This is a genomic window from Kribbella lupini (assembly GCF_039529595.1).
GTDB lineage: Bacteria > Actinomycetota > Actinomycetes > Propionibacteriales > Kribbellaceae > Kribbella > Kribbella lupini.
Genome location: NZ_BAAANC010000003.1, coordinates 231,342 through 257,704, shown reverse-complemented (window position 1 = coordinate 257,704; position 26,363 = coordinate 231,342). Strand labels below are relative to the sequence as shown.

Annotated in this window: 27 protein-coding genes; 15 read left to right on the top strand and 12 right to left on the bottom strand. The window is 69.5% G+C overall.

The window, feature by feature from the left end; translation table 11 throughout:
* Positions 1-8: 8 nt before the first annotated feature.
* Entirely contained in the window at positions 9-623 is a 615-nt protein-coding gene (locus tag ABD235_RS27385; RefSeq protein WP_344179266.1) for an HIT family protein, read from the bottom strand.
* Between the two features lie 55 nt (positions 624-678).
* Between ABD235_RS27385 and ABD235_RS27380 the strand changes: the two genes are divergently transcribed.
* Positions 679-1,116, top strand: coding sequence for a cupin domain-containing protein (locus ABD235_RS27380; RefSeq protein WP_344179264.1), 438 nt, complete (start codon positions 679-681; stop codon positions 1,114-1,116).
* Between the two features lie 27 nt (positions 1,117-1,143).
* On the opposite strand, the gene ABD235_RS27375 is transcribed toward ABD235_RS27380, so the two are convergent.
* Entirely contained in the window at positions 1,144-1,974 is an 831-nt protein-coding gene (locus tag ABD235_RS27375; protein ID WP_344179262.1) for an LLM class F420-dependent oxidoreductase, read from the bottom strand.
* Positions 1,975-2,133: 159 nt separating this feature from the next.
* Between ABD235_RS27375 and ABD235_RS27370 the strand changes: the two genes are divergently transcribed.
* The 9 genes from ABD235_RS27370 (at position 2,134) to ABD235_RS27330 (ending at position 11,293) form a co-directional block, all read left to right on the top strand.
* A complete protein-coding gene (locus ABD235_RS27370) occupies positions 2,134-2,703 on the top strand; it encodes a dihydrofolate reductase family protein (protein ID WP_344179259.1) in 570 nt (189 codons plus the stop codon).
* Between the two features lie 357 nt (positions 2,704-3,060).
* Positions 3,061-4,176: an alanine dehydrogenase gene (gene ald / locus ABD235_RS27365; protein ID WP_344179257.1), complete on the top strand. Its 1,116-nt coding sequence runs from the start codon at positions 3,061-3,063 to the stop codon at positions 4,174-4,176.
* A gap of 22 nt (positions 4,177-4,198) precedes the next feature.
* A complete protein-coding gene (gene xerD, locus ABD235_RS27360) occupies positions 4,199-5,131 on the top strand; it encodes a site-specific tyrosine recombinase XerD (protein WP_344179255.1) in 933 nt (310 codons plus the stop codon).
* A gap of 4 nt (positions 5,132-5,135) precedes the next feature.
* Entirely contained in the window at positions 5,136-6,398 is a 1,263-nt protein-coding gene (locus ABD235_RS27355) for a low temperature requirement protein A (protein ID WP_344179253.1), read from the top strand.
* A 446-nt stretch (positions 6,399-6,844) separates the two neighbouring features.
* Positions 6,845-7,720, top strand: a complete 876-nt coding sequence (locus tag ABD235_RS27350) for a ParA family protein (protein ID WP_344181324.1) — start codon at positions 6,845-6,847, stop codon at positions 7,718-7,720.
* The gene (locus tag ABD235_RS27345) at positions 7,717-8,088 is read left to right on the top strand and encodes a hypothetical protein (protein WP_425553185.1); all 372 of its coding nucleotides are present in this window, start codon (positions 7,717-7,719) and stop codon (positions 8,086-8,088) included. Before ABD235_RS27350 ends, ABD235_RS27345 begins: the two co-directional genes overlap by 4 nt.
* Before the next feature lie 7 nt (positions 8,089-8,095).
* Positions 8,096-9,091 (top strand): segregation and condensation protein A, encoded by a 996-nt coding sequence (locus ABD235_RS27340; RefSeq protein WP_344179247.1) that lies wholly within the window; start codon positions 8,096-8,098, stop codon positions 9,089-9,091.
* On the top strand, positions 9,088-10,566 hold the full coding sequence (gene scpB / locus ABD235_RS27335) for an SMC-Scp complex subunit ScpB (RefSeq protein WP_344179245.1): 1,479 nt from the start codon (positions 9,088-9,090) through the stop codon (positions 10,564-10,566). The genes ABD235_RS27340 and scpB overlap by 4 nt, the downstream gene beginning before the upstream one ends.
* On the top strand, positions 10,559-11,293 hold the full coding sequence (locus ABD235_RS27330) for a pseudouridine synthase (RefSeq protein ID WP_344181322.1): 735 nt from the start codon (positions 10,559-10,561) through the stop codon (positions 11,291-11,293). The genes scpB and ABD235_RS27330 overlap by 8 nt, the downstream gene beginning before the upstream one ends.
* A gap of 20 nt (positions 11,294-11,313) precedes the next feature.
* Here ABD235_RS27330 and ABD235_RS27325 read toward each other — a convergent pair whose 3' ends face one another.
* The gene (locus tag ABD235_RS27325; protein WP_344179242.1) at positions 11,314-12,459 is read right to left on the bottom strand and encodes an alpha/beta hydrolase; all 1,146 of its coding nucleotides are present in this window, start codon (positions 12,457-12,459) and stop codon (positions 11,314-11,316) included.
* A gap of 184 nt (positions 12,460-12,643) precedes the next feature.
* Here ABD235_RS27325 and pafA point away from each other — a divergent pair, with 184 nt between their 5' ends.
* Together pafA and ABD235_RS27315 are read left to right on the top strand one after the other, a co-directional pair.
* The gene (gene pafA, locus ABD235_RS27320; RefSeq protein ID WP_344179240.1) at positions 12,644-14,005 is read left to right on the top strand and encodes a Pup--protein ligase; all 1,362 of its coding nucleotides are present in this window, start codon (positions 12,644-12,646) and stop codon (positions 14,003-14,005) included.
* Between the two features lie 71 nt (positions 14,006-14,076).
* Positions 14,077-14,460, top strand: a complete 384-nt coding sequence (locus ABD235_RS27315; protein WP_344179238.1) for a VOC family protein — start codon at positions 14,077-14,079, stop codon at positions 14,458-14,460.
* A gap of 39 nt (positions 14,461-14,499) precedes the next feature.
* Here the strand turns inward: ABD235_RS27315 and ABD235_RS27310 are convergent, their stop codons facing one another.
* The 6 genes from ABD235_RS27310 to ABD235_RS27285 form a co-directional block, all read right to left on the bottom strand.
* Positions 14,500-14,724 carry a hypothetical protein gene (locus ABD235_RS27310; protein WP_344179235.1) on the bottom strand — a complete coding sequence of 75 codons (225 nt, stop codon included), beginning with the start codon at positions 14,722-14,724 and terminating at the stop codon, positions 14,500-14,502.
* On the bottom strand, positions 14,721-15,749 hold the full coding sequence (locus ABD235_RS27305) for an ABC transporter ATP-binding protein (protein ID WP_344179233.1): 1,029 nt from the start codon (positions 15,747-15,749) through the stop codon (positions 14,721-14,723). Before ABD235_RS27305 ends, ABD235_RS27310 begins: the two co-directional genes overlap by 4 nt.
* The gene (locus ABD235_RS27300; RefSeq protein ID WP_344179231.1) at positions 15,746-16,777 is read right to left on the bottom strand and encodes an ABC transporter ATP-binding protein; all 1,032 of its coding nucleotides are present in this window, start codon (positions 16,775-16,777) and stop codon (positions 15,746-15,748) included. The genes ABD235_RS27305 and ABD235_RS27300 overlap by 4 nt, the downstream gene beginning before the upstream one ends.
* Positions 16,774-17,625 (bottom strand): ABC transporter permease, encoded by an 852-nt coding sequence (locus ABD235_RS27295; protein WP_344179229.1) that lies wholly within the window; start codon positions 17,623-17,625, stop codon positions 16,774-16,776. Before ABD235_RS27295 ends, ABD235_RS27300 begins: the two co-directional genes overlap by 4 nt.
* Entirely contained in the window at positions 17,622-18,689 is a 1,068-nt protein-coding gene (locus tag ABD235_RS27290; protein WP_344179227.1) for an ABC transporter permease, read from the bottom strand. The genes ABD235_RS27295 and ABD235_RS27290 overlap by 4 nt, the downstream gene beginning before the upstream one ends.
* 73 nt (positions 18,690-18,762) lie before the next feature.
* On the bottom strand, positions 18,763-20,652 hold the full coding sequence (locus ABD235_RS27285; RefSeq protein WP_344179225.1) for an ABC transporter substrate-binding protein: 1,890 nt from the start codon (positions 20,650-20,652) through the stop codon (positions 18,763-18,765).
* A gap of 293 nt (positions 20,653-20,945) precedes the next feature.
* On the opposite strand from ABD235_RS27285, the gene ABD235_RS27280 reads away from it, so the two are divergent.
* Positions 20,946-21,896 (top strand): FKBP-type peptidyl-prolyl cis-trans isomerase, encoded by a 951-nt coding sequence (locus ABD235_RS27280; RefSeq protein ID WP_344179223.1) that lies wholly within the window; start codon positions 20,946-20,948, stop codon positions 21,894-21,896.
* Between the two features lie 45 nt (positions 21,897-21,941).
* Here the strand turns inward: ABD235_RS27280 and ABD235_RS27275 are convergent, their stop codons facing one another.
* Complete coding sequence (locus tag ABD235_RS27275; RefSeq protein ID WP_344179221.1) at positions 21,942-22,391, bottom strand: hypothetical protein; 450 nt, start codon at positions 22,389-22,391, stop codon at positions 21,942-21,944.
* Positions 22,392-22,422: 31 nt separating this feature from the next.
* Positions 22,423-23,523 carry a DUF3866 family protein gene (locus tag ABD235_RS27270; RefSeq protein WP_344179219.1) on the bottom strand — a complete coding sequence of 367 codons (1,101 nt, stop codon included), beginning with the start codon at positions 23,521-23,523 and terminating at the stop codon, positions 22,423-22,425.
* 100 nt (positions 23,524-23,623) lie between these two features.
* Here ABD235_RS27270 and ABD235_RS27265 point away from each other — a divergent pair, with 100 nt between their 5' ends.
* The gene (locus ABD235_RS27265; RefSeq protein ID WP_344179215.1) at positions 23,624-24,580 is read left to right on the top strand and encodes a helix-turn-helix transcriptional regulator; all 957 of its coding nucleotides are present in this window, start codon (positions 23,624-23,626) and stop codon (positions 24,578-24,580) included.
* Positions 24,581-24,656: 76 nt separating this feature from the next.
* Positions 24,657-25,634, top strand: coding sequence for a helix-turn-helix transcriptional regulator (locus ABD235_RS27260; RefSeq protein ID WP_344179212.1), 978 nt, complete (start codon positions 24,657-24,659; stop codon positions 25,632-25,634).
* A gap of 284 nt (positions 25,635-25,918) precedes the next feature.
* Here the strand turns inward: ABD235_RS27260 and ABD235_RS27255 are convergent, their stop codons facing one another.
* A complete protein-coding gene (locus ABD235_RS27255; RefSeq protein ID WP_344179210.1) occupies positions 25,919-26,347 on the bottom strand; it encodes a VOC family protein in 429 nt (142 codons plus the stop codon).
* Positions 26,348-26,363 lie beyond the last annotated feature (16 nt).

The window sequence follows — 26,363 nt, the reverse complement described above, 5'->3', positions numbered from 1 at the left end:
GCCCACGCTCAGCCGGCCGCGACGCCCAGCGGCTGACCCGACACCTCGGCGAGTGCCGTCGCGACCGTGCGCGCGTTGGCCCGGAACTCCTCGTCCGGAACGTGCGGCAGGATGTCGCCCCACACCGAGAGGAGCGGGCCGCGGAGCTGCATCATGCCGACCGGGCGCGCGAAGAACCACACGTGGAAGTGCTCGCTCCCGTCGCCGAAGCGGCTGAAGTGGGTCCGGCCGACGCCGTCGATCCGCCGGATCGCGCCGGCCACGCGCTGGATCATCGGGCCGAGGCCGGCGAGCAGCTCGGGGGAGAGGTTGTCGAGCCGGTAGTGCTCGCGGGGTTCCAGCAGGGCGACGATCGGCAGGCCGCTCGGCTCGATCCCCGCCTTGAGCTGCCAGTGGTCGTCGCGCCAGATCACCGCCGAGCCCGGCCCGGTGCATGCGATGCAGGGCGCGCCGCCCTCCTCGCCCGCCCGCGGCGGTTCCGGGAGCACCGGCTCGGCCAGTGGGACGACCTGGACGTCGCCGTCGAAGGCGAAGAACGGACCGCCGAGCAGCGGTGCGGGCGACACGCGTTCGCCGTACGGAAGTCGCTGGTGGTAGGCGGTCGGGCGCTCGGCTGAGGTCATGGCCGAACTCTGCCTGCTCGCGGGCCCGGCCGTCACGGGTATTACCGTTTCCGGCATGGCGACCCAGGAACGGCCCGAGCTGGCCGAGGCGTTGGACCTGACCCAGCACCCCGAGGGCGGCTGGTTCCGCGAGACGTGGCGCTCGGAGGTGACGTTCGAGCCGGCCGGGTACGACGGGGAGCGGGCGAGCGCGACGGCGATCTACTTCCTGCTCGCGCCGGGCGAGGAGTCGCGCTGGCACCAGGTCCGCTCGGCCGAGATCTGGCTGTGGCACTCCGGCGGTCCGCTGACGCTCGACCTCGGCGGCACCGGCGACGACCCCGAACTGGCCGAGTCGATCACCCTCGGCCCGGACGTGAAGGCGGGTCAGCAGCCGCAGGCCGTCGTACCGGCCGGGGCCTGGCAGGCCGCGCGACCGGTCGACGACGAAGCGGTGCTGGTCTCGTGCATCGTGTCGCCCGGCTTCGACTTCGCGGACTTCACGCTGCGCTGAACAACAGAGCACAGCACGCCGCGATTGCTAGAACAGAACAGTCGCCAAAGCTTCGTAGCCGGGCAGCAGGTCCGGGCCCTCCTTGCCGAGCTGCTGGATGACGACCTGGTCGGCGCCGGCCTCGAGGTGGGCCTTGAGCCCCTCGGCGATCTCGACCGCCGTACCGTGCAGGACGAGCGCGTCGACCAGGTGGTCGCTGCCGCCGTTCTCGAAGTCGTGGTCGTCGTACCCGAGACGCTTGAGGTTGCTCGTGTAGTTGGTGAGCTGCAGGTAGCCGGCCAGGTAGTCCCGCGCGACCGAGCGCGCGATCTCCGGGTCGGTCTCCAGCACGACCTTGTGCTCGGGAGCGAGCAGGACGCCGGCCCCGAGCGTCTCGCGCGCCTGCCGGGTGTGCTCGGGTGTGGTCAGGTACGGCAACGCGCCCGCGGTGCGTGCCGCGGACAGCTTCAGCACCCGCGGGCCGAGCGCGGCGAGCGCCCGCCGGTCGACCGGGACCTTGGCGTCGTCGAGCGCGTCCAGGTAGTCGACGATCGTCTCGTACGGCGTCTTGTACTCGCCCGTGCGCTCGGGGTGCCCGATGCCGACGCCGAGGAGGAAGCGGCCCGGGTGCTCGTCCTCCAGCCGGTGGTACGACGCGGCAACCGCCGCTGCGTCGTCCTTCCACATGTTGACGATGCTGGTGCCGACCGTCACGTGATCGGTCGAGGCCAGCAGCACCTCGGCGTCGCGCAGATCGGCGTCCGGGGAGGCGCCGAGCCAGACCGCGCCGTACCCGAGCTGCTCGAGGCCGGTGGCGAGCTCAGGCCCCCATTTCTCCGCCTGGTGCCAGACCCCGAACCGTCCCAGATCGACCGCCACGTCGTACTCCTCTCGTCCAAACGATTCCCTTGGGGCAACTCCGGGCGGAGAGCGGCCATTCCGGCGACGCCCACAAGTCTTCCGGTTACTCCTGCGTCACTCAACGATGGTTGCGCGAGCAACGACCTCGGTGAGCCCAACCGCTGGCAGGGTGAGGGGGTGCGCACACTGACCTATTACGTCGGAACCTCGCTCGACGGCTTCATCGCCGACCCGGACGGCGGCCTCGCGGCGTTCCCGATCACGCCGGAAGTCGTCGATCACATCGCGGGGGAGTACCCGGAGACCTTGCCCGGCCAGGCCCGCGAGCAGCTCGGCCTCAGCGGCCCGGGCAAGCACTTCGACACCGTCGTCCAGGGCCGCGGCAGCTACGCGCTCGCACTCGACGCGGGCATCAGCAGTCCGTATCCGCATCTCAAGCAGTACGTCGTGTCGTCGACGTTGCAGATCGAGGACCCGGACGTGACGGTCATCTCGTCCGACCCGGTCGGCGCGATCCGCGCGCTGAAGCAGGAAGAAGGCGCCGGCATCTACCTCGCCGGCGGCGGCAACCTGGCCGGCCAGCTGCTCGGCGAGATCGACCACCTGATCGTCAAGCTCTACCCCGTCGTCCTCGGCGGCGGCATCCCTCTCTTCGGCACCGGCTTCGCACCCACCGGGCTGACGCCCAACACTCACCAACTCCTCGGCGACGGCACCGCCGTACTGAGCTATCAGCTGTCGAGGTAGCGTTCGCGATTTCTTGCGGGCCGGAACCTTTCACCCCGTGTCACCGCGTGGCACCGGAAACGTCTGCCACGAAAGGGAAACGGCGAGGAAAAGATTGCGTCAAGAATGGGCCCGCAGGACCGGATTCGGGCTGTTACGGGACAACTTCGCGGGGCACTGTGACGTCCTAGGAGCGAGTGTGATCAACCCGCAGAACTCCCCGTCAGCGCGTCGTCACCGGACAAGACCAACCGCTGCAGTGGTATGGACCCTGCGGGCTTACACTCGCAGCGACTCGGCAAGCACGACCCCTCGACCGCCGGGCCGCGGACACAGCGTTGTGGGCCGCATTCCCTGGAGACGGAAGAAGGGCGAGCAGTGAAGGTCGGAGTTCCGAAGGAAGTCAAGAACCACGAGTACCGGGTGGCGATCACCCCGGCCGGGGTGCACGAGTTCGTGCGCAACGGGCACGAGGTTCTGATCGAGCAGGGGGCCGGTACCGGCTCGTTGCTGCCGGACGAGGAGTTCGTCGCGGCCGGGGCACGGATCGTGCCGACCGCCGACGACGTGTGGGGCGAGGCCGAGCTGGTGCTCAAGGTCAAGGAGCCGGTGGCCGAGGAGTACCACCGGATGCGCCGGGACCAGGTGCTGTTCACGTACCTGCACCTGGCCGCCAGCCCCGAGACCACCAAGGCGCTGACCGACTCCGGCATCACCGGCATCGCGTACGAGACCGTCCAGCTCCCGGACGGGTCGCTGCCACTGCTCGCCCCGATGAGCGAGGTCGCGGGCCGGCTCGCGCCGCAGGCCGGGTCCTACCACCTGATGGCCAACGGCGGCGGCCGCGGCGTCCTGATGGGCGGCGTCTCCGGCGTGCACTCGGCCCGGGTCGTCATCATCGGCGCCGGCGTGGCCGGGATGAACGCGGCGGCGATCGCGCTCGGCATGCAGGCCGAGGTGCAGCTGTTCGACCGCAACATCGCCCGCCTGCGCGACGCCGACCGGACCTACCAGGGCCACCTGCACACGGTCGCGTCGAACGCGTACGAGATCGAGCGCGCGGTGCTCCAGGCCGACCTGGTCATCGGCGCGGTCCTGGTCACCGGCGCGAAGGCGCCGAAACTGGTCAGCAACGAGCTGGTCTCGCGGATGAAGCCGGGCAGCGTGCTCGTCGACATCGCGATCGACCAGGGCGGCTGCTTCGAGGACTCGCACCCGACCACGCACGCCGACCCGGTCTACAAGGTGCACAACTCGCTGTTCTACTGCGTGGCCAACATGCCGGGCGCGGTGCCGAACACCTCGACGTACGCGCTCACCAACGTGACGCTGCCGTACGCCGTGGAGCTGGCGAACCTCGGCTGGCGGGAGGCGCTGAAGAACGACCACAGCCTCGCGCTCGGCCTGAACACCTTCGACGGCCACGTCACCTACGGCCCGGTCGCCGAGGCGCACGACCTCGACCAGCTGAAGCTCGACGAGGTCCTGGTCTGATCCACCGGGCAGACTGCTCCGCATGACGGACATCGGGAGGGCGGTCAGCGCGTACCTCGACCATCTGACGGTCGAGCGCGGACTGGCCGCCAACACCCTGGCGTCGTACCGGCGGGACCTGCGCCGGTACGACGAGTACCTGGCCGGCGCGGACATCACGTCGCTCGGCCGGATCTCCGAGGCGGTGGTCGGCGACTTCCTGATGCGGTTACGGGAAGGCGACGCCGACCACCCGCCGCTGACCGCGTCCAGCGCCGGCCGCACGGTCGTCGCGGTCCGCGGGTTCCACAAGTTCTGCCTGCGCGAAGGGCTGACGTCGACCGATCCGGCCGCCGCGGTGAAGCCGCCGGTCCCGCCGCAACGGTTGCCGAAGGCGCTGTCCGTCGACGAGGTGACCCGGATCCTGACCGCGGCCGCCGGCGTCGAGGGGGAGTCGGGGCTGCTGGAGACCCGGGACGCCGCGTTGCTGGAGTTCCTGTACGGGACCGGCGCGCGGATCTCCGAGGCGGTCGGGCTCGACGTCGACGAGGTCGACCTCGAGTCCGGGCAGGTGCTGCTGCGCGGCAAGGGCAGCAAGGAGCGCGTCGTCCCGGTCGGGTCGTACGCGCGGGACGCGCTGGCGGCGTACCAGGTCCGCGGGCGGCCGGATCTCGTGGCGCGAGGCCGAGGCACGCACGCGCTGTTCCTCAACGCGCGCGGCGGACGACTGTCGCGGCAGAGCGCCTGGACGGTCCTGCGCAGAGCGACGGAGCGGGCCGGGATCAGCAAGGAGATCTCGCCGCACACGCTGCGGCACTCGTTCGCCACCCACCTGCTCGACGGCGGCGCCGACGTCCGGGTCGTGCAGGAGTTGCTCGGGCACGCGTCGGTGACGACGACGCAGGTCTACACGCTCGTCACGGTCGACAAACTCCGCGAGGTGTACGCGACGTCGCACCCGCGCGCTCTAGGTTGAGCGGGTGACCGACAAGAGCACCGAGGAACGGCACGCGAGCTGGCTGGAGCTGTTCTTCGACCTGACCGTGGTCGCGGCCGCGGCGCAGATCGCGCACCGGCTGCACGGCGCCGAGAGCATCGGGCAGGTCGCCGCCTGCGCGGCGATGTTCTACGCGATCTGGAGCGTCTGGACGACGACCAGCGTGTACGCGAACGTGGCCGGCGAACGCACGCGGCAGCGCGCCGTACTGCGGACGATGCTCGGGATCGCGGTGATGGCTGCCGCGGTGCCCGGGGTGTTTCCGGAGCTGCTGCCCGGCGAGCACCACGACGCACCCGAGGGCCGGACGGCGGTGTTCGTCGTCGCGTTCCTGCTCTGCCGGACGATCGCCGCCCGCTCGGCCGCGCGGGACGGGCAGGTGGTCGCGTTCTGGCCGGCCACGCAGTCGATCATGGCGACGCCGTGGGTGGTGTCGCTGTTCGTGCCGGAGACGATCGCGTACTGGCTGTGGGGCGTCTCGATCGTGGTCGACCTCGCGTTCTCGATGGTCGGCGCCGGCAACCCGCACGCGGTCGAGGAGATGACCGAGCGGGCCCGGCAGCGCCAGCAGCAGAACGCGCAGCGCGAGCAGCGCCGGCTGGCCCGGCTGATCCAGCGCGGCATCTCGCCGGACCGGCTGCCGTCGCCGCGAGCCAACCTGCTCTCGGTCGCCCAGGTCGAACGCGGTCACCTCGACGAACGGCTCGGCCTGTTCGTCATCATCGTGCTCGGCGAGGCGCTGGCCCAGGTCGTTGCCGCGAACACCGAGCTCGCCTGGACGCCGGCGGTGATCGCGTCCTCACTGGCCGGGTTCCTGATCCTCGTGCAGCTGTGGCAGCTGACCAGCCTGTACGGGTTCACGCCGGCTCCTCGGCGTACGGCGTCGCTCGAGCCGTGGCAGGCGCTGCCCGCGCACCTCGGCGTGACCGCGTCCGTCGTCGCGATCGCGGCCGGCTTCGGCGGGCTGATCCCGGCCGCCGCCGAGCATCTGCACACCAAGGACCGCTGGTTCGTGTTCGGCGGCCTCGCGCTGTACGTGGTGACCAGCGTCGTCGCGGCGCTGTTCGGCCGGGCGCCGCTCAAGTGGTACCTCGGCTGGGCGCTCCCGAGCCTGCTCGTCCTCGCCGCGGTCGCGGTCTTCGGACACCCGCTGCCGGCCTGGTCGCTGGCGCTGATCGCGTACGGCGTACTGGTGTGGTTCTCGGCGTACAACAAACTGGTCGACTCGCGCGCCGAGGGTCGGTGACCGACCTGGATCGACGGTGTGCGATCATCCATGCACGGTCGGTCACCTTTCTCCGGTGATCGGCCTGCTGTGGAATGCCGACCGGAAACAGCCCGACCCGGCTGCGGAGTGGCCGCTTGAGAGTGCTTGAATGCACGCTTACAGTCGCTGGGATCGCCCGCATCGGTTGAAAGGTTTGACGAGTCATGAACGAGTCGACATTCCCGGGCACCCAGCACCACGACCAGCACCAGTACGTGACGCCGTCGACGGAACCGATGTCGCCGGCGCCGGAACCGCGCTACGCACCGAGCACGGAACCGGACCGCACCGCGCACCACGACCCGGAACCGAGCACGACGCCGCAGGAGCCGCCGGCCACCGCCGACCCGAGCCAGCAGCGTCCGATCATCCCGAACAACTATGCGGAGATGCCCCGGCCGACGGCCAAGCTCACCGCGGAGGACATGGCACCTGTGAATGACCCGCACGGCCCGAGGCACAAGATCGGGCCGACCGGACGGCCGCTTCCCGATCTGCCGGAGGTGCTGCCGCCGACCCGTCGCGGGCCGGCCCAGGTGATCGCCATGTGCAACCAGAAGGGTGGCGTCGGCAAGACCACGACGACCATCAACCTGGGGGCCGCGATCGCCGAGACCGGGCGCAAGGTGCTGCTGATCGACTTCGACCCGCAGGGCTCGGCCTCGATCGGGCTCGGCGTGCAGCCGCACGACCTGGAGCTGTCGGTCTACAACCTGCTGATGCAGCGCGACATCCGGCCCGACGAGGTGATCCGGCCGACCAAGGTCGAGAACCTCGACCTGCTGCCGGCCAACATCGACCTGTCCGCGGCCGAGGTGCAGCTGGTCCAGGAGGTCGCCCGGGAGTACACGCTGCAGCGCGTGCTCGAGCCGCTGATCCCGCACTACGACGTGATCCTGATCGACTGTGCCCCCTCGCTCGGCCTGCTCACCGTGAACGCGCTGACCGCGTCGCACGGCATCGTCGTCCCGCTGGAGTGCGAGTTCTTCGCGCTACGCGGCCTGGCGATGCTGACCGACACGATCGCCAAGGTGCAGGACCGGCTCAACCCGAAGCTGGAGATCGTCGGCATTCTCGGCACCATGTTCGACGGGCGCACCACGCACGCCCGGGAAGTGCTCGACCGGGTCGTCCAGGCCTTCGACGAGCGCGTCTTCCACACTGTCATCCGGCGTACGGTGAAGTTCCCCGAGACCACGGTCGTCGGCGAACCGATCACCACCTACGCCCCTTCGTCCCAAGCGGCTACCCAGTACCGCGACCTTGCCAAGGAGGTGCTGGCGCGTTGTCCCGCCGGGTGAGCCTGCCAGGTGCCAGCGAGCTGTTCGGGGGTGCGGCACCGAAACAGACCCGACCCGAGAAGCGCACCGCCACCGACGGACCCGCGCTGTCCGACCGACCGGGATCCACCGGCCGGGCCCGGACCGCCGTCGTCGAGGACCGCAAGTCCAGTGGCCGGATCCGGCACGACACGAAGATCACCGTGTACGTGACGGAGGAAGAGCTGCTCGGACTCGAACAGACCAGACTCGCGCTCCGCGCCGAGCACGGCCTGACCGCCGACCGCGGGCGGATCGTCCGCGAGGCGATCGACGTACTGCTGGCCGACTTCGTCGACCACGGTCCCGACTCGGTGCTGGTGCAGCGGCTCCGGGCTGCCGCGGAGTAGGTCCGTCATGGCCGACACCTCGACGGACCTGCCGATCGACCTGCCGACCGAGCTGCCCGACGGCGACTCGTCGTCGGGCAAGGGTTTCAGCGTCCACCTGGTCAACTTCGAGGGGCCGTTCGACCTGCTGCTGCAGCTGATCAGCAAGCACAAGCTCGACATCACCGAGATCTCGCTGTCGAAGGTCACCGACGAGTTCATCGCCTACATCAAGGCGCTGGGCGCGGAGTGGGACCTGGACCAGACCTCGGAGTTCCTGCTGATCGCGTCGACGCTGCTCGACCTGAAGGCGGCGCGGCTGCTGCCGCAGGGCGACGTCGAGGACGCCGAGGACCTGGCGCTGCTGGAGGCGCGCGACCTGCTGTTCGCGCGACTGCTGCAGTACCGGGCGTTCAAGCAGATCGCCGCGTTGATCCAGCACCGGGTGGCCGAGGAAGGGCTGCGCTTCCCGCGGGCTGTCGGCATGGAGCCCCGGTACGCCGAACTGCTGCCGGAGGTGCTGCTCGGGGTCACTCCTGAGCAGTTCGCCGCGCTGGCCGCGGCGGCGATGGCGCCCCGGACGATCGTTCCCGAAGGGGTGTCGCTGGCGCACCTGCACGCGCCGGCGGTCACGGTTCGCGAGCAGGCCGCGGTGATCGTGGAGCGGCTGCGGCTGCAGCGGACGACGACCTTCCGGACGCTGGTGTCGGACTCGCCGGACACGGTGACGACGGTGTGCCGGTTCCTCGCGCTGCTCGAGCTCTTCCGGGAAGCGGCGGTGACGTTCGAGCAGGTGACGCCGCTGGGTGAGCTGACGATTCGCTGGACCGGGACCGACGAGGGCGAGATCGCCGTCGGTGACGAGTTCGACGAGGTCAAGCCGCCCGAGGACGGTGAGGGCGAAGCGCCGGAGGTCACCGACGACCACATCACCGCGTTCATCGCCGAGGGCGAGTCGCTCACCGAGGACGAGCCCGAGCCCGACGCTCCCCAAGAAGCCCCGACCGAGACGGTAGACGAGTGACCGATTCCCAGAACCCCACCACCGATGCCTTGGACTCGGTCAGCAGCACGGAGACGCCGGTGGACCAGCACGACGAGGTGGACACCGCGTCGACCGAGTCCGCCGCTGTCGAGGGTTCCGTCCCTGTCGAGGGTGAAGGCGCGGAGCCGAGCGAGGCCGAGGCGACTGCCGGCGCGGATGACGAGTCCGGGGCGGATGCTGCTGAGGAGCTGCTGCTGCAGCTGGAGGAGGAGCCGGCCGCGGGCGAGGTGGTGATCGACGACGTCACCATGCGGCGGGCGCTGGAAGCGATCCTGATGGTGACCGACGAGCCCTTGCCTGCTTTGGTTCTGGCGCGGGCCGTGGGTCGGCCGGTCGCGGACGTGACCGGGGCGTTGAAGGAGCTGGCCGGCGAGTACACCGAGCAGGGTCGCGGGTTCGACCTGCGCGAGGTGGGCGGCGGGTGGCGGTACTACACGCGGCCGGCGGAAGCGCAGTACGTGGAGAAGTTCGTGCTCGACGGGCAGCAGGCGCGGCTGACGCAGGCGGCGCTGGAGACGCTCGCGGTGGTCGCGTACAAGCAGCCGGTCAGCCGGCAACGCGTGTCGGCGATCCGCGGCGTCAACGTCGACGGCGTGATGCGGACGCTGATCAGCCGCGGTCTGGTCGAGGACGCCGGCGCGGACACCGAGTCCCAGGCGACGCTGTACCGGACCAGCACGTACTTTCTGGAGCGAATGGGTATGCAGAGTCTGGACGACCTGCCGGAACTCGCCCCCTACCTCCCGGAGATGGACGACGTGGAAGAAGAGCTCGCCGCCCAGAACACCCCGACCGCCGAGGACCTCGGCACCGAAGCCGGTACGCCGGATGCCCCGACCTTGCCGGACGGTAACGCGAGCGCGTCCGACGGCACGGCACCGGACGGCACGGCACCGGACGGCGTGACACCGGAGGCGGTCGGGACGCCCGAGCCTGCGGAGGCGGTCACCTCCGACGTCGGCGCCGCCGGGATCGACGGGGACCTGAGCGCCGGTGCGGATCCCCAGCTCGATCTCGAGCACGACGAGCGGGAGCTGGAGCCGGCCGAGGAGCTGGAGGCTGGTGGGGACACCGAGCTGGACCAGGAGGAGGCCGACCCGGCCGAGATCCCTGAGACCGGCGGGGACCCCGAGGACGACACCGAGGACGACTCGGACGACGACTCCGACGACGACTCCGACGACGACGAGGATGGCGGCGACGTCGTCGTCCCCGACGAGGACGACGAGGACGAGGACGACCTGGTCGAGGACGACGGCGACGACGAGGACGACGACCACCTGCAGTCGGCCGAGGAGCTGACCGGGGAGACCGACGACGTCCGGATGGACGCCGCGGAGGACCTCGTCGACGACGACAGCGCGACCGACGGCGTACCGGTGGACGACGGGCGAACGGCAGGCGACGTCAGCGAGCCTGGCAGCGCGCAGTACCGTGTCCGTAGTGATGACTGAAGACAACGGGATCCGGCTGCAGAAGGCACTCGCACAGGCGGGCGTCGCGAGCCGGCGGAGTGCGGAGCTGCTGATCGAGCAGGGCCGGGTCGAGGTGGACGGCGCGGTCGTCACCGAGTTCGGCACGCGGGTCGACCCCGCGGTGTCGGTGATCCGGGTCGACGGCGAGCGGATCCCGCCGACCAGCGCGCACGCGTACCTGGTGCTGAACAAGCCCCGCGGCGTCGTCACCACGATGGCCGACCCGCAGGGCCGGCCGTGCATCGCCGACTACGTGCAGGACCGCGAGGAGCGGCTGTTCCACATCGGGCGGCTCGACACCGACACCGAGGGCCTGCTGCTGCTCACCAACCACGGTGAGTTCGCGCACCGGCTCGCGCACCCGTCGTACGAGGTCAGCAAGACGTACGTCGCCGAGGTCGACGGCAACGTCAAGCCCGTCGTCCTGCGGCGGCTGCTCGACGGCGTCCACCTCGAGGACGGCGAGGCCCGGGCCGACACCGTCAAGGTGACCGCCGAGATCAAGGGCCGCACGCTGATCCAGATCACCCTGCACGAAGGCCGCAACCGGATCGTCCGCCGCATGTTCGACGCGGTCGGCCACCCGGTCAAGCGCCTGACCCGTACGGCGATCGGCCCGGTCCGCCGCGGCAACCTGCACACCGGCGAGCTCCGCGAGCTCGACCCCAAGGAGCTCGGCCAGCTCCTCGACCTCGTCGACCTCTGAGTCTCAGCCCGTCTTCGGAGTCACTGCAGGGCCCGGTCGAAGAAGTCGCGGAGCAGGGCTCGTACTACGGGGACGGCTCGTGGATTGTCGCCGACCAGGTGGGTGCGTTCGGCGGGCGTCATCAGGCCGGCGGCTACGAGCTGTGGGGCGAAGGCTGCGTAGTCGGTGAAGGTCCAGTGGTTGGCCTGCTGCAGCTGCGTACGGCGTACTGGGCCGCCGTGGGACTGGACGGCGGACCACGTGCGGTCGAGGCGGGGGTTGGTGTAGCCGTCGGTGCCGGCCAGGAGGAGCGGCTTGCGGGTGCCTTGCTGGGCGATGGGGTAGAGGGCGCCGTCGGCCAGGTCGAGGTAGCCCTCGAGGTTCGCGGCGGCCAGGATGCGGTTGTCCTCGTGCATGGACTGGGCGGCGGTGGCGCCGCCGGCGGAGTGGCCGTAGGTGCCGACGCGGCGGAGGTCGAGGGCTCGGTGGAGGTTGCGGGGCAGTGCGCGGCCCGAGGCATCCGGGTTGTGGCCTGACGCCATGCGTTCGAGTTGGTCGAGGACGAAGTGGACGTCGGCGAAGCGGGTGGTCATCATCGTGCGGTTGAGCACGGGATCGGTCTGGACGTCGGGGGTGATCTCGATGATGCGTGGCGGGCGGCCGGGGAAGTCGACCTCGCTGGTTTCGCCGGGGTGGTCGATCGTGACGACGACGTGGCCGTGGCTCGTCAGGTCCTCGGCGAGCGACGTGCCGATCGTGCGTGGGTCGGCGCCGCCCGGGCTGTAGAGCAGGACGGGACGGCGTACCGGGAGGGCGGGGGCATCGGCGTACGAGTGGGTGCGGGTGGCGGCCCAGCTGACGCCGGTGGAGGGAAGTTCGGGGTGCAGAATCCCGGCGTCGAGTTGCCCGAAGACGGCGGCGGCTGCAGGAGACAGTTGCGGCGCGCGTCGGCAGCCGTGGGTTGTCGACGCTGGGTAGTAGATGGTGACCATGAGTTCGCGGGTGGAGGCGTTGCTCCACGGGTCGCGGCGGGTCGCGTCGACGAGGTGCAGGGTCGTCGTACCGATGCGGTGTGGACCGGTTGGCGAGGGCAACCGAAGGGTGAGCGGCGCGGTCAGCGCCGCGGCGGGCAAGGCTCCCACGGCGGGGACGGAAGCAACGGCGGCGAGGAAGGTTCGTCTTCTCATGAGGCCGACGGTGGCAGCCGCAACCGTCGTGGTCACTGCTGTCGGACGGACCTCCACCGAAGATCCACCGGGCGCCGGAAAGCGCTCTCGAACCAGGGACGGTTGACATCAAAGGGATAACGCCCCGAAACGCCGCGCCTGAGACAGGGCACGGATGTCGGAGCCGCGCCGTAGTGTGGGTGATGTGAACCGGCGAATCTTCGGCTTGGAGAACGAGTACGGAGTCACCTGCACTTTTCGCGGTCAGCGCCGACTGACCCCCGATGAGGTGGCGCGGTACTTGTTTCGGCGAGTCGTGTCCTGGGGGCGGAGCAGCAACGTCTTCCTCCGCAACGGGGCCCGGCTCTACCTCGACGTGGGCTCCCACCCGGAGTACGCCACCGGCGAGTGCGATTCGGTCACCGACCTGATCGCGCACGACAAAGCCGGTGAGCGGATTCTCGAGGGCCTGCTGGTCGACGCCCAGAAGAGGCTGCACGACGAGGGCATCTTCGGCGACGTCTACCTGTTCAAGAACAACACCGACTCGGCCGGCAACAGCTACGGCTGCCACGAGAACTACCTGGTCAGCCGGCACGGCGACTTCGCGAAGCTCGCCGACGTGCTGATCCCGTTCCTGGTCACCCGGCAGCTGATCTGCGGCGCGGGCAAGGTGCTGCAGACACCTCGCGGCGCGGTGTACTCCGTGTCCCAGCGGGCCGAGCACATCTGGGAGGGCGTCTCCAGCGCGACGACGCGGTCCCGCCCGATCATCAACACCCGCGACGAGCCGCACGCGGACGCCGAGCGGTTCCGCCGGCTGCACGTGATCGTCGGCGACTCGAACATGTCCGAGACCACCATGCTGCTGAAGGTGGCCAGCACGGACCTGGTGCTGCGGATGATCGAGGCCGGCATCGTGATGCGCGACCTGACGCTGGACAACCCGATCCGCGCGATCCGCGAGATCAGCCACGACATGACCGGCCGCCGCGAGGTCCGGCTGGCCAACGGCCGCGAGGCCAGCGCCCTGGACATCCAGGGGGAGTACCTGTCGAAGGCGCGCGACTTCGTCGACCGGCGCGAGCTCGGGACGCCGGCGGTCGAGCGGGCGCTCAACCTGTGGGAGCGCTGCCTCAAGGCGATCGAGTCCGGCGACCTGTCCGGGATCGAGCGCGAGATCGACTGGGTGATCAAGTACCGGCTGATCGAGCGCTACCGCGCGCAGAACAACCTCGGCCTGGCCAGCCCGCGGGTCGCCCAGCTCGACCTGGCCTACCACGACATCCACCGCCCGCGCGGGCTGTACTACCTGCTCGAGCGCAAGGGCGCCGTCACCCGCGTCGTCGACGACCTGCGCGTCTTCGAGGCCAAGTCGGTCCCGCCGCAGACGACCCGCGCGCGGCTGCGCGGCGAGTTCATCAAGCGCGCGCAGGAGCGGCGCCGCGACTTCACCGTCGACTGGGTGCACCTGAAGCTCAACGACCAGGCGCAGCGCACGGTGCTGTGCAAGGACCCGTTCAAGTCCCACGACGAGCGGGTCGAGAAGCTCATCGCCAGCATGTAGACAGAGGCGGCCCGGTACGACGCTGTGCCGGGCAGTGCCGATGGACCGGCCGCCGGGCTACGGTGGCCGGCGTGATCAGGCTTGGATATCCGGTGGTCGGCGTCGCGGACGTGGCCGCTGCCGCCGTGTTCTGGACGGCGGCGCTGAATCTGGTGGAGAGTCCGGAGGGGCCCAGCGACCGCTGGCGGACGCTGGTCGCCCGGGACGGCGGCGAGCGGGTGCTCGGGCTGATGCACAGCGACTCGCCGGTCGAGAACCATCCGCGCCTCCACCTCGACCTTCTCGTCGACTCGACCGCCGAGCAGCGGTCCGAGGTCGAGCGGCTGGTCGGGCTGGGGGCGACGCGCGTCGACTGGGACAGCTACCCGCCCGACCCCGACTTCGTCGTCCTGGCCGACCCGGACGGGAACCTGTTCTGCGTGGTCGATCTGAGCCGGGCGCCGTCGGTGTCCTGACGGCGCCCGCTCCGTCCCGCGGACGGCGAAGGGCAGAGATCAGTCGTCCCCGCGGCGTCCCCGACCCGGATTCGCGCCGGCCTGTTCATCGGGTGCGAACTTCATCCCGAGCGCGGCGGTGAGGATCAGGGCCAGGCAGGCGGCGATGGCGAAGTTGTCACCCATCATCCCGTGCGGCGTCGTGATCGCCGGCCGGATCAGCAGGGACATGATCAGCAGGCCGATGCCGATCCGTAGCAGCACCCTGGCCGCGGTCCTCATCATGATCGAACCTGCGATCGCGTCGGTTGCGGGCTCGCCTCGTCGGCACCGAGGTGCTTCAGCGGCGGGATCTCGTCGGAGAAGAAGCAGGCGGTCCGGTGTCCCGAGCCGATGTCGACGAGCGGTGGAGCCTCCTTGCGGCAGACGTCCTGGACGAGCGGACACCGGTTGGAGAAGACGCAGCCCTTCGTCGAGGGCTCGCCGGTCAGACGCTCGGCGCCGCTGCCCTCCGCGTCTCGCTTGCGCACCAGCACCGGGTCCGGCACGGGGATCGCCTGGAGCAGCATGTGCGTGTACGGGTGGCTCGGTGTCTTGATCAGCTCCTCGACCGGGCCTTCCTCGACGATGTGGCCGTAGAACATGACCGCGATGCGGCCACCCTGCGCGAAGTAGCGGACCACCCCGAAGTCGTGGCTGATGAACACGAACCCGATGCCACGGTCGCGCTGGAACGACAGCAGCAGGTCGAGGATCGCGACACGCATCGACACGTCCAGCATGCTCGTCACCTCGTCGGCGACGATCAGCTTCGGCTGCAGGCTGATGGCCCGGGCGATCGAGACCCGCTGCCGCTGGCCACCCGACAACTGGTGGGGGTAACGCTGCAGGAACGCCGGAGTCGCGTCCAGACCAACCTGCTGCAACAGCTTGATCATCTCCGCCTGGACGGTACGGCGGTTCGCCAGCTTGTGCCGCAGGAGGCCCGGCGCCAACGTACTGCCGATGGTCAGTCCCGGATTCAGCGAACCGTAGGGATCCTGATGCACCATCTGGACGCGACGCCGCCAGTTCTTGCGCTGCTTGCCTCTCAGGCCCGCGATGTCGCTGCCCTCGAAGGAGATGCTGCCGCTGCTGGGCTCGTGCAGTCCGGCGATCAGGCGGCCCAACGTGGTCTTGCCACAGCCTGACTCGCCCACCAGAGCCACGATCTCGCCCTCCCGGGTGGACAGATCGACATTGTGCAGGACCGGCCTGCCGGTGCCCGTGTCGTAGGTGTGCGTCACGTTCCGCACGTCGAGCAGGCTCATGCCTTCGACACCTCCATCGGTACGACGTCGCGATTCACGACGTGGCAGGCCACGAGGTGGCCACCACCGTCGCCGAGCAGCGGGGGCTCGGTGCGCCGGCAGAGGTCCTCCGCCAGCCGGCACCGCGGAGCGAACCGGCAGCCGGCCGGCAGGTCGGCGAGATTCGGCACCGAACCGCCGATCGGCCGGACCGTGAGGCCGGCGTCCAGCACGCTCGGAATCGCGTTGATCAGCGCCTCGACGTACGGATGCCGGCGTTCGGCCTTGAAGATCTCCTCGACCGTCCCGGTCTCGACCAGACGCCCCGCGTACATCACCGCGACCCGGGTGGCCACCTCGGCGACGACCGCGAGGTCGTGCGTGACGAAGACGATCGTCACCCCGAGGTCGCGGTGAAGGTCCTTGAGGATGTCGATCACCAGGCGCTGGTTGAGGACGTCCAGTGCCGTGGTGGGCTCGTCGAGAATCACCACGGACGGCTTCAGCAGCAAGGCGACGGCGATCGCCACTCGCTGCTTCATCCCGCCGGACAGCTGGCTCTCGTAGGCCTTCCAGATCCGCTTCGGTGGGAGCTGGACGAGTTCGAGGAGGTGCTCGAAGTGCTGGCGGCCCTGTTTCAGGTCGGGGAACACCTCAGGGTGCGCCTGCAGGATGTGGTCCACCTGGGCGCCGATGGTCACGACCGGGTTGAACGCGTTCATCGCGCCCTGGAAGACCATCGCCAGTTCGGCACCGCGCAGCGCGTTGAGCTCGCGCTTGGACATCGCGACCATGCCCCGGCCACGGAACCTGATGTCGCCGCCGACGACCCGGCCGGGCTGCGGCACGATCTGCAGCATCGAGTACGCCAGTGTGGACTTGCCACAGCCGGACTCACCGACCAGGGCGTAGATCTCGCCGGGGGCGACCGAGAGGGTGACGTTCTCGACGGCGCGCACCGAGCCGGCGCCGTCGCCGAACGCGACCGTCAGGTCGTCGATCTCCAGCAGGGTCCCGTCGTCGGGTTTCCCGTTCTTCGCGTTGGTCACTGGACACGCAGCCTCGGGTTGAACACGCTGTCGAGCGCGCGGGAGAAGAACACGAACGCGACCTGCAGGATGACGATCGCGGCCATCGGGGAGAACAGGTAGAACGCGCTGTCGGTGGTGTACAACGCGCCCTGGGCCATCGCGAGATTGATCATGATGCCCCAGTTGTTGCCGCTGATCGGCGCGATGCCGAGCAGGAACAGGCCCACGGACGCGTAGATGGCGCCGGTGATGGCCAGCAGGAAGTGGATCGCGACGTACGGCCCGACGTTCGGAAGCAACTGCCGTCCGACCATGTTGCCGAGCGAGACGCCCTGGAGCTTGGCGGCTTCGACGAACTCCCTGCTGCGCAGGCTCATCGCCTGGGACCGGATCGCCCGGGCCAGCCCGGCCCAGGCGGTGATCGACAGGATCAGGGCCAGGACGACGGGGTTGGTGGTGTTGATCACGCTGGCCAGCACGATGATCAGCGGCAGGCCGGGAATGGTGAGGAAGATGTCGGTGATCCGCATGATGACCGAGTCCGCCCAGCCGCCGACGTACCCGGTCAGCAGGCCGATCGCCACGCCGACGAAGACCGTGATCACCGCGGACAGCACGCCGACGATCATGATCGGCCGGGTGCCCACGATGATCTGGGACAGCACCCCCTGGCCAAGGGAGTCGGTGCCGAGCGGGTGCGCCCACGAGGGCGCCAGGTAGGCCTGGTTCGCGTCCTGCTCGTTGCCCACCTCGACGAAGACCGGGCCGAAGATCGCCGCCAGGCAGTAGAGCAGCACGATCGCGCCGCCGATCAGGGCCCCTTTGTCGTGGCGCAGGATCCGCCACAGGTCGCTGAGGAATCTCATGCCATCGAACCTCCTGCCGGCAGTACTTCCTGTTCGGGATCGGTGGGCTGGTCGGTCGCCCGGGCGCGGGCGGCCGGATTGGCGATCCGCGGGTCGACCAACGGGTAGAGCAGGTCGACCAGGAGATTGGTGATGATCACCGAGACCGTGATCAGCACGAAGCAGCCCATCATCAACGAGTAGTCGCGCTGGCCGACCGACTGGATCATGTAGAACCCGATCCCCGGGTACTGGAAGTAGGTCTCGATGAACACCGAGCCGCCGAACATGAAGCCCACCGACAGGGCCAGCTGGGTGACCATCGGCAGCATCGAGTTGCGCCCGACGTACGACTGGGTGATCCGGCGGTCGCTCAGTCCGCGGGACTCGGCCGCGCGGACGTACTCCGCGCCGAGCACCGAGACCGCGCTGCCCTTCATGCCGAGGGCCCATCCGCCGAACGACGTGATCACCGACGCCGCGATCGGCAGGATGGAGTGGTACAGCACGCTGACGATGTAGGGGCCGTTGAACCCCGGCGTGACGTCGACTCCGTAGGCGCCACCGGACGGGAACACCTGGTAGACGCTGGTGAGGACGTAGAGCAGCGCGATCGCCACCAGGTAGCTCGGAACGGCGCTCAGGAACGAGACGACGAAGGTCATCGCCTGGGAGAACCGGCTGCTCTGGAAGGCGGCCATCACTGCCCCGACCGCGATGCCGATGACGAAGCTGATGATCAGCGACACCGCCACCACCATGATCGTCCAGGGCAGGGCCTCGGCGATCACCGCCACCACGGTGGTGCCCGGGTTGGTGATCGGGCGGCCGAGGTCGCCACGGACCGCGCCCCACACGTACCGGAGGTACTGCTCCCAGACCGGAGCGTCCGGCGTCACGCTGTAGATGGCGTTGATCCGTTGCTGGATCTCGACCTCGCTCAGCCCGCCCTGCATCCGCAGCTGGGACTCCAGCGCCGCCATCGGGTTGCCGGGCATCAGCCGGATCATGAAGAACGACAAGGAGATGACGATGTAGATGATCAGCAACGACATCGCCAGTCGTTTCAAAACGTAGGAAACCATCAGCGCCTTCCGGGGTCGGGGCGGTACCGGTCGGCACCGCGTGAACGGTGCCGACCGGATGGTGCAGGACTTGCTACTTGGGAGTGATGTAGCCCTGCTGCATCGCCAGCGAGAGGCCGCCGTTCATGTCCGCGCTGATGATGTCCCAGAGTTCACTGGACTTGTTCTCGCCCAGGGGCGGCCAGTTGGTGAACTCCTTGGTGGAGAACGGGAACTGGTAGACCTTGGTCGCGTACCAGATGTAGGGCACCTCGTCGTTGACCAGTTGCGCCCAGTTCCACACCTGCTTGTTCATCTCGTCGCCCGGTTCGACGGTGCGGACCTGCCGTTCGATGGTGCTGGCCACGTCAACCTCACCGAGACCGGGCACGTTCTTCTTCGGGCCGAAACCGATACCGCGCTTTCCCGCGTAGTTGCCCTGGCGCGTGAAGTTGTATCCCGGGCCGAGCAGGAACCTGTACATCTCGAGCGGGTTGCTACCACCGACGAACGCCATGCCGGCCTGGAAGTCACCGTTGTGCTGATCGGCGTCCTGCTGCGCCCCTGAGGTCGCGTTCACCTCGGCCTTGATCCCGAACGCGGTCAGCGCCTTGGCCGCGGAGTTGAACGACGTGACGATGTCGGTGGTCTCGGCGTTGGCGGTGAACCGGAGCGTGAACGGTTTGCCGTCCGGCTTGATCCACTGATCGCCCTTCTTGGTGAAGCCCTGGCTCTGCAGCAGGTCGGTCGCCTTGGCCAGGTCGACCGGATACTTGTTCAGCTTCCCGAGCTGATCCGGCTTGAGGTAGATCTCCTCGAGCGTCGGCGAGATGCCCGTGTTGACTTCCTTCCAGGTTCCACCGGCCGCGTCGTCGGTGCCGTAGGCCGCCTCGCTGATCTGCTGGCGCGGAATCACGTACGCGAGGGCCTGGCGTACCGCTTTGGAGTCCAGTGGCTTCTGGTTGCTGTTGAAGACCATGGCGAACCCGAACCCGAGCGGGAGCGCCGTGTTGGACTCCGGGGTCGTTTTCCAGCGGTTGAGGATCGGGGGCGGCATGTACACGTTGGACAGGTGCACGTTGCCGCTGAACAGCTGCGGGTAGACGGTCTGCGTGGACCCGTTGAGGTACTGGATGCCCGCGAACTTGATCTTGTCCGCGTCCCAGAAGTCGTTCCACTTGACCAGCTTGGCTTCCTTGGTGGTGATGTTCTCCAGCCGGAACGGCCCGTTGCCGATCAGCTTGTCGACCTTCAGCTGGGCCAGGTCCTTGAACGCGTCGCCCATCCGCTTGAACTCGGGCAGCTTCGCGGCCTTGGCCGGGTCCTGCTGCAGCGTGCGGAAGTACGTGGTCACGTCCTGCTTCAGCCCGTCGGTGACCAGCTTGCCGTACACGCTGGACGGGTACGGGCGGATCGAGTTCAGGATGTCCAGCTTCGCCAGCGACTCCGGCTGGCCCTTCTTGAGCGTGAAGGCGACCGTCTTCTCGTCCACGGCGGCCACGTCGGTGATGTCGTTCCAGAACCCGTCGCCGCGGAGCCCGTTCAGGATGGCGGTGTCGTGCAGGTCCTTGCTCGTCACCGGAGTGCCGTCCTGCCACTTCGCGTCGTCGCGCAGGTGCACGTTGAGCTTGCCGCCCTCGACCGCCCACTTGTCGGCCAGCTGCGGGATGAACTCGGTCAGGCTCGGTGACTTCACGATCGCCAGGCGCATCGAGATGAAGTCGTTCTGGATGCCGAGCTGGTTCACGTTGTACGGGTTGTAGGACCACGTCGTGCCCCAGCTGCAGCACGGGAAGAAGGTGAGGAACTTGCTGGAGTCGCCGGCCGCGGCACCGGTGCCGCCGGAGTTTCCACCGGAGTTCCCGGCGGGTCCTCCGCCCGCCGTACCTGCGGTGCAGGCGGCCACCAACGTGACCACCAGGCACGCCGAGACCAGGGCCAGCAAGCGCTTTCTCGCGCGACAGATCACTCGCGGCAACATCATCGTCGATCCTCTCGACCGGGGCGGGCAGGGCGGGGGTGGGTCCCGATCTTGTCGAGATCGAGCGGTTTAGTAAAGAGGATGGGGAAAGTAAGTTGTTTGCGGAACGGCCACGATTGTTCGCGCGACCGCCATCCCGATCCGCGGCCGGATCCCACTTCTGACACTGCGTGACGTGACCGAACGGTGACGCAGGTGGCCGCTCCGGGGCTTGGTCGTGCCCGCTAGGGTGGGCGCGTTCATGGCCGTCCAGCAGGCGCGGGGTCCGCGCCGGGATATTTTGAGGTGCTTTGTTCGTGCGCAAGCTGCTGAGTGTCGTCGCGGTGATCGCGCTGGGGTCCTCCCTGGCCGCCTGCGGCTCGGAGTCCGGCGGGAGCAAGGATTTCGGCGCCGCCGGGATCAAGGTCGAGTCGGAGTTCGGCAAGAAGCCGACCATCACCCACCGCGACGGTGAGCCGGACAAGACCCTCGTCACCGAGGTCCTCAAGGAGGGCGACGGCCCCGAGGTGAAGAAGGGTGAGCTGCTCACCGCGAACTACCTCGGCCAGATCTGGCGCGACGGCAAGGTCTTCGACAACTCCTACGACCGGGGCGCGCCGTCGTCGTTCCCGATCGGGGTCGGCGGCGTCATCGCCGGCTGGGACGAGGGCCTGGTCGGCAAGAAGCTCGGCAGCCGCGTGCTGCTGTCGATCCCTTCGGACAAGGGCTACAAGGAGCAGGGCAACGAGCAGGCCGGCATCAAGGGCGACGACACGCTGATCTTCGTCGTCGATCTGGTCTCCGCGGCCGCCAACGACACCAAGCTGGACGCCGAGCCGGTCGCCGCTCCGGCGACCAAGTTCAAGGTCACCGGTGAGCTGAACGCCGAGCCGAAGGTGACCGTCCCGGCCGGTTCGAAGCCGCCGGCCAAGCCCGGCAAGCCGGTCGTCATCGCGACCGGCAAGGGCAAGCCGGTCGACAAGTCCAGCACCGTCGTCGCGCGGTACGTGATCTTCGACTACACCGGCAAGAAGCAGGCGAGCACCTGGGACGGCCAGCAGGGTCAGGCCGGCGCTCCCGCCGAGCTCCAGGTCGGCCCCGGCCCGACGGGTCAGACCGGTGCGCTCGACGGTCTGGCCGGTCTCCCGGTCGGCAGCCGCGTCCTGGTCGAGCTCCCGCCGTCGAAGGACGACAAGGGCAAGACCGTCAACGCCTTCGCGGTCATCGACCTGCTGAACAACTTCCCGGCCGGCAAGCAGCAGCAGTAAGTCCGTCGACACAGGGCCGGCTCCGAGTGGGGAGCCGGCCCTTCGTCATGTCCGGAACCACCTGGTCGTGTCGCGGTGGAAGGTCAGGGCGAGGGCGGCGATCACCGCGAGGACGTGGACGGTTCTCAGGACCGCTTCGAGGACGAAGACCGGGGTCGGGGACAGGTCGCCGGGGGAGTGGTTGGTCAGCCAAGTGATCGGGCCGATCAGCAGGCTGCCCAGTCCGACGGTGCCGAGCAGAGCGGTCAGGAGCCAACGGGACCAGGCGACACCGTGGCGGAAGTAGCGGTCGACGACGACGAACAGGCCGCCGTACAGAATGGTGCGCAAGGCGACCTGGGCGACCAGGCCGAGCGCGGGGGCGCCGTCGTGGATCGCGAGGCTCAGGCCGAGGATCGACTCGGCGACGCCGGCGCCGACGGCTAGGAACCACGCGCCGGTCGCGGCGCGGGCGGTCAGTGGCGAGGTGCGGACGGCGACACGAGTACTTTCCATACCTCGAGGGTCCGCCGGAACGGCGGCGAGATCAGGAGTACTGCGTCCCCGAAGCCGGTGGTGGTACGTCCACCAGCCGCGCCGCGTGCCGCCCCGACGCGGCCGCCGCCTCGAAGTACGCGCGGTCGCCGTCCAGGTCGCGGCCCATCGTCGACAGCTTGACCGGTGCGGCCTGCAGCGCGTCGTACAGGCCCTCGACACCGACCCGTACGACGCGGTGCCGCGCCTTCAGCGGCTCGGCGGCGTCCCGGACGGCGTCGCCGAAGTCGCCCTCGAGATCCGGTACGACGACGTCCGCGGACTGCAGCGCGACCCGTCCGTACGCCGTGAGGCTGTGGTGCGAGATCCCGCGGTGCCGCGGGCGCGGGTCGGCCTCGGAGATCCGCAGCGACGCGACCGCGCGGCCGCCGAGCGTGCCGACCGCGTTGACGGCCTCGCCCGACTGGACGCCGGAGAAGCCCCAGCGCGTCCCGGTGCCGAGGTTGCCCGGGCCCTGGGTGATGACGACGAGCTCCGCCGCGAGGACGTGGACGGCGGTGAGGAGGCCGGTGTGCACGGTGACGGCCTCGCGGTCGCCGCCGTACGCCTGGCCGACGGTCACCGTCCCGGCGAGCCAGCCGCTGTCGCGCAGCGAGGCGACCGTGCGCGAGAACGCGAGCGGGAGGGCGCCGCCGTCGGTCATCACGTAGACGACGCGGGTGGTCGGGCGCATCTCGTAGACGCCGGCCAGCACGGCGGGCAGCGCGGAGTGCAGGTCGGCCACGACGACCGGCGTACCGAACAGGTCGTCGGCGTCGCGCAGGACGTCGTGGTCGGGGGAGTCCTGCTCGTCCGCGCCGAGGACCATCGCCTGGAGCGGGGTGTAGCGGGCCTTGACCAGGTGACCGCTCTCCGGCGGGTCGGCGGGGAGGCGGTCGGGGATCGCGACGACGAGCGCGTAGCCGCCGGTGCCGAGGCCGCGGTCGAGCGCGCCGACGTTGAGCAGCACGCGGTCGCCCTCCTGCGGCTGACCGACGAGGTCTGGATAGGCCAGGGCCTTGACGCTCTGCTGCGCGACGCTCACCCTCAGCTCCTGCGCGCCGGTCCACGCGCGCCCGAGCTCGGTCACCACACCTTCACGCCAACGGATCACACGCCGACCCTAAACCTGTTGCAACAAGTCAGGAGGTATCTCGAACGTCTGTTCGGCGTGCAGTACGTGATTCGGCCTCCTGACCCCGTAAGGTGGTCGGGTGTCGGCGCGGAAGAGTGAGCGGCTGCTCAACCTGGTGATCTGCCTGCTGGTCGCGCGCACGTACGTGACCAAGGAGCGGATCCGCGAGGTGGTCGAGGGCTACGCCGGGCAGACCGACGACGCCTTCGAGAAGATGTTCGAGCGCGACAAGGACGAGCTGCGCGATCTCGGCATCCCGATCGAGATGGGCACCATCGACAAGTTCTTCTCCGACGACGTCGGCTACCGGATCCGCCGCGACGTCTTCGAGCTGCCCGAGGTGCACCTGGAACCGGACGAGGCCGCCGTGCTGGGCGTCGCCGCCCGGGTCTGGCAGCACGCCAGCCTGGCCGAGGCGACCACGTCGGCGGTACTGAAGTTGAAGGCCGCCGGGATCCAGACCGACCAGTCCGCGCTGAGCGCGATCGAGCCGCACGTCGGCGCGTCCGAGCCGGCGTTCGACCCGTTGTGGTCGGCGGTCGTCAGCCGTACGGCGGTCCGCTTCGAGCACCGCCGCTCCGGCGCGTCCGAGGCGACCCTGCGGACGCTCGAGCCGTGGGGGATCGTGTCGTGGCACGGCCGCTGGTACGTCGTCGGGCGCGACCGCGACCGGGAGGCGACGCGGATGTTCCGGATGTCGCGGATCGGCGGGAACGTGAAGACCGTCGGCCCGGCCGGTGCGTTCACGGTGCCGGAGGGGACGGATCTGCGCTCGCTCGTCTCCGAGCTGGCGCCGCCGCGACCGACGTCGGAGGCGAAGGTCCGGGCGCGCACGGGCTCGTGCGTCAGCCTGCGCCGCCGCGCCAACGCGATCGAGCCGTACGAGGAGGGCTGGGACCTGCTGCACGTCCCGTACGCCGACTCCGGGGTGCTGGCCGAGGAGATCGCGTCGTACGGGCCGGATGCCGTGGTCGAGGGCCCGGGCGACGTGCTGGACGGCGTACTGCGGCGGCTGCGGACGGTGGCGGGGGTCTGATGAGCAAACGAACCGACGCCGGGGCGACCGCGGCGGAGTGGCGGTTGTCTGCGGCCGAGGCGAAGCGAGGTCGCGGATGAGCAACGCGCGTGACCAGGTGCAGCGGCTGCTCGCGCTGGTGCCGTACCTGCGGGAGAACGACGGTGCCCGCGTCGACGACGTGGCCGCGGACTTCGGCGTTCGGCCGAAGCAGATCATCGCGGACCTAAAGGTGCTGTGGTTCTGCGGCCTCCCGGGTGCGCAGATGGGCGACCTGATCGAGATCGACATCGACGCCGCTGAAGGCGAAGGCGTCATCCACCTGAACAACGCCGACTACCTGGCCCGTCCTCTGCGCCTGGCCGCGGACGAGGCGCTGGCGCTGCTGACCGCGCTGCGGACGCTGCGCGAGGTGACCGCTGGTGGAGACCGCGACGCCGTCGATCGCGCGATCGCCAAGCTGGAGACCGCCGCGGGGGCCGGCGCCGCCGCTGTCGAGGGTGCGGCCGCGCACGTCCACGTCGAGCCCGCCGCGCCGGAGATCGCCGAGACGGTCAACCGTGGCCTGGCCGGCAAGCGCCGCCTGCACCTCACGTACGACGTACCGTCGCGTGACGAGACCACCGAACGCGACGTTGATCCGATGCGCCTGGTCGTCTCCGAAGGCCGCACGTACCTGGAAGCCTGGTGCCGCCTGGCCGAGGACGTCCGCCTGTTCCGTCTGGACCGGATCGCCGGTGTGAAGCTGCTCGACCTGCCGAGCGAGCCGCCGCCGGAGGCGACGCCGCGAGACCTCTCCAACGGCATGTTCCAGCCGTCGGAGTGCGACCTCCTGGCCACGGTCTCGCTGGCGCCTCCCGCGCGGTGGGTCGCCGAGTACTACCCGACGGAGTCGGTGAAGGAGGGCCCCGACGGCTCGCTGATCATCCAGCTCCGCGTTGCCGACACCTCGTGGCTCCAGCGGTTGGTGCTGCGCCTGGGCGGCTCGGCGACCGTGCTCGAACCGGCCGACCTCGGCGCCCAGATCGCCAGCACCGCCCGCGAGGCGTTGTCGGCGTACGACGATCAGCTCTGAGGGGTCTGTGGCTGAGGCCGGTGTCCATGCGGCCGATGAGGTCGCCCGTGGCTGAGGCCGCACCGGCCGGAAAAGAGAACGTGGACTGGTCGAGTGCGGTAGCCAGGGCGCGGGCGTTGTCGACCGCTGCTGGTCGCCGCACGGCCTGCCCCGGGCTAGTGGCGCTCTAAGCGCCGAAGCGGCCGCACGGCGAGTGGGACGGGACCGCTGGGCTTCAGGCGCCGAAGCGGGTGCGGGACTCGAGGGGGATCAGGCGCCGAAGCGGGTGCGGGACTCGACCGGGATCAGGCGCCGAAGCGGGTGCGGGACTCCACCGGGATCAGGGGGTTCTCGCCGCGCACCTTCAGTTGCTGGACGGCCCAGGTGTTGCCGTCGGGGTCGGTGAAGCCGAAGAAGGTGCCGCCGTCGTCGGGGGAGAAGCTGGTGATCTCCGAGCAGTCGACGCCGCGGGCGACGAGCTCGGCGCGGGCGGCTTCGGCGTCGGGGACGCAGAGCTGCAGGCCGTGCAGGGAGCCCGGGGTCATCTGGTTCTGGGCCGGCAGGCTGCCGATGACGATCGAGCAGCCGGAGCCGCGCGGGGTGAGCTGGGCGACGTGCATGTGCTCGTTGACCGTGTCGTGGTCGAGGTCGAAGCCGACCTGGTCACGGTAGAAGGCGATCGCCCGGTCGAGGTCGGAGACGGGCACGATCACGACTTCCAGGGTCCAGTCCATGGGGAGTGCTCCTCGT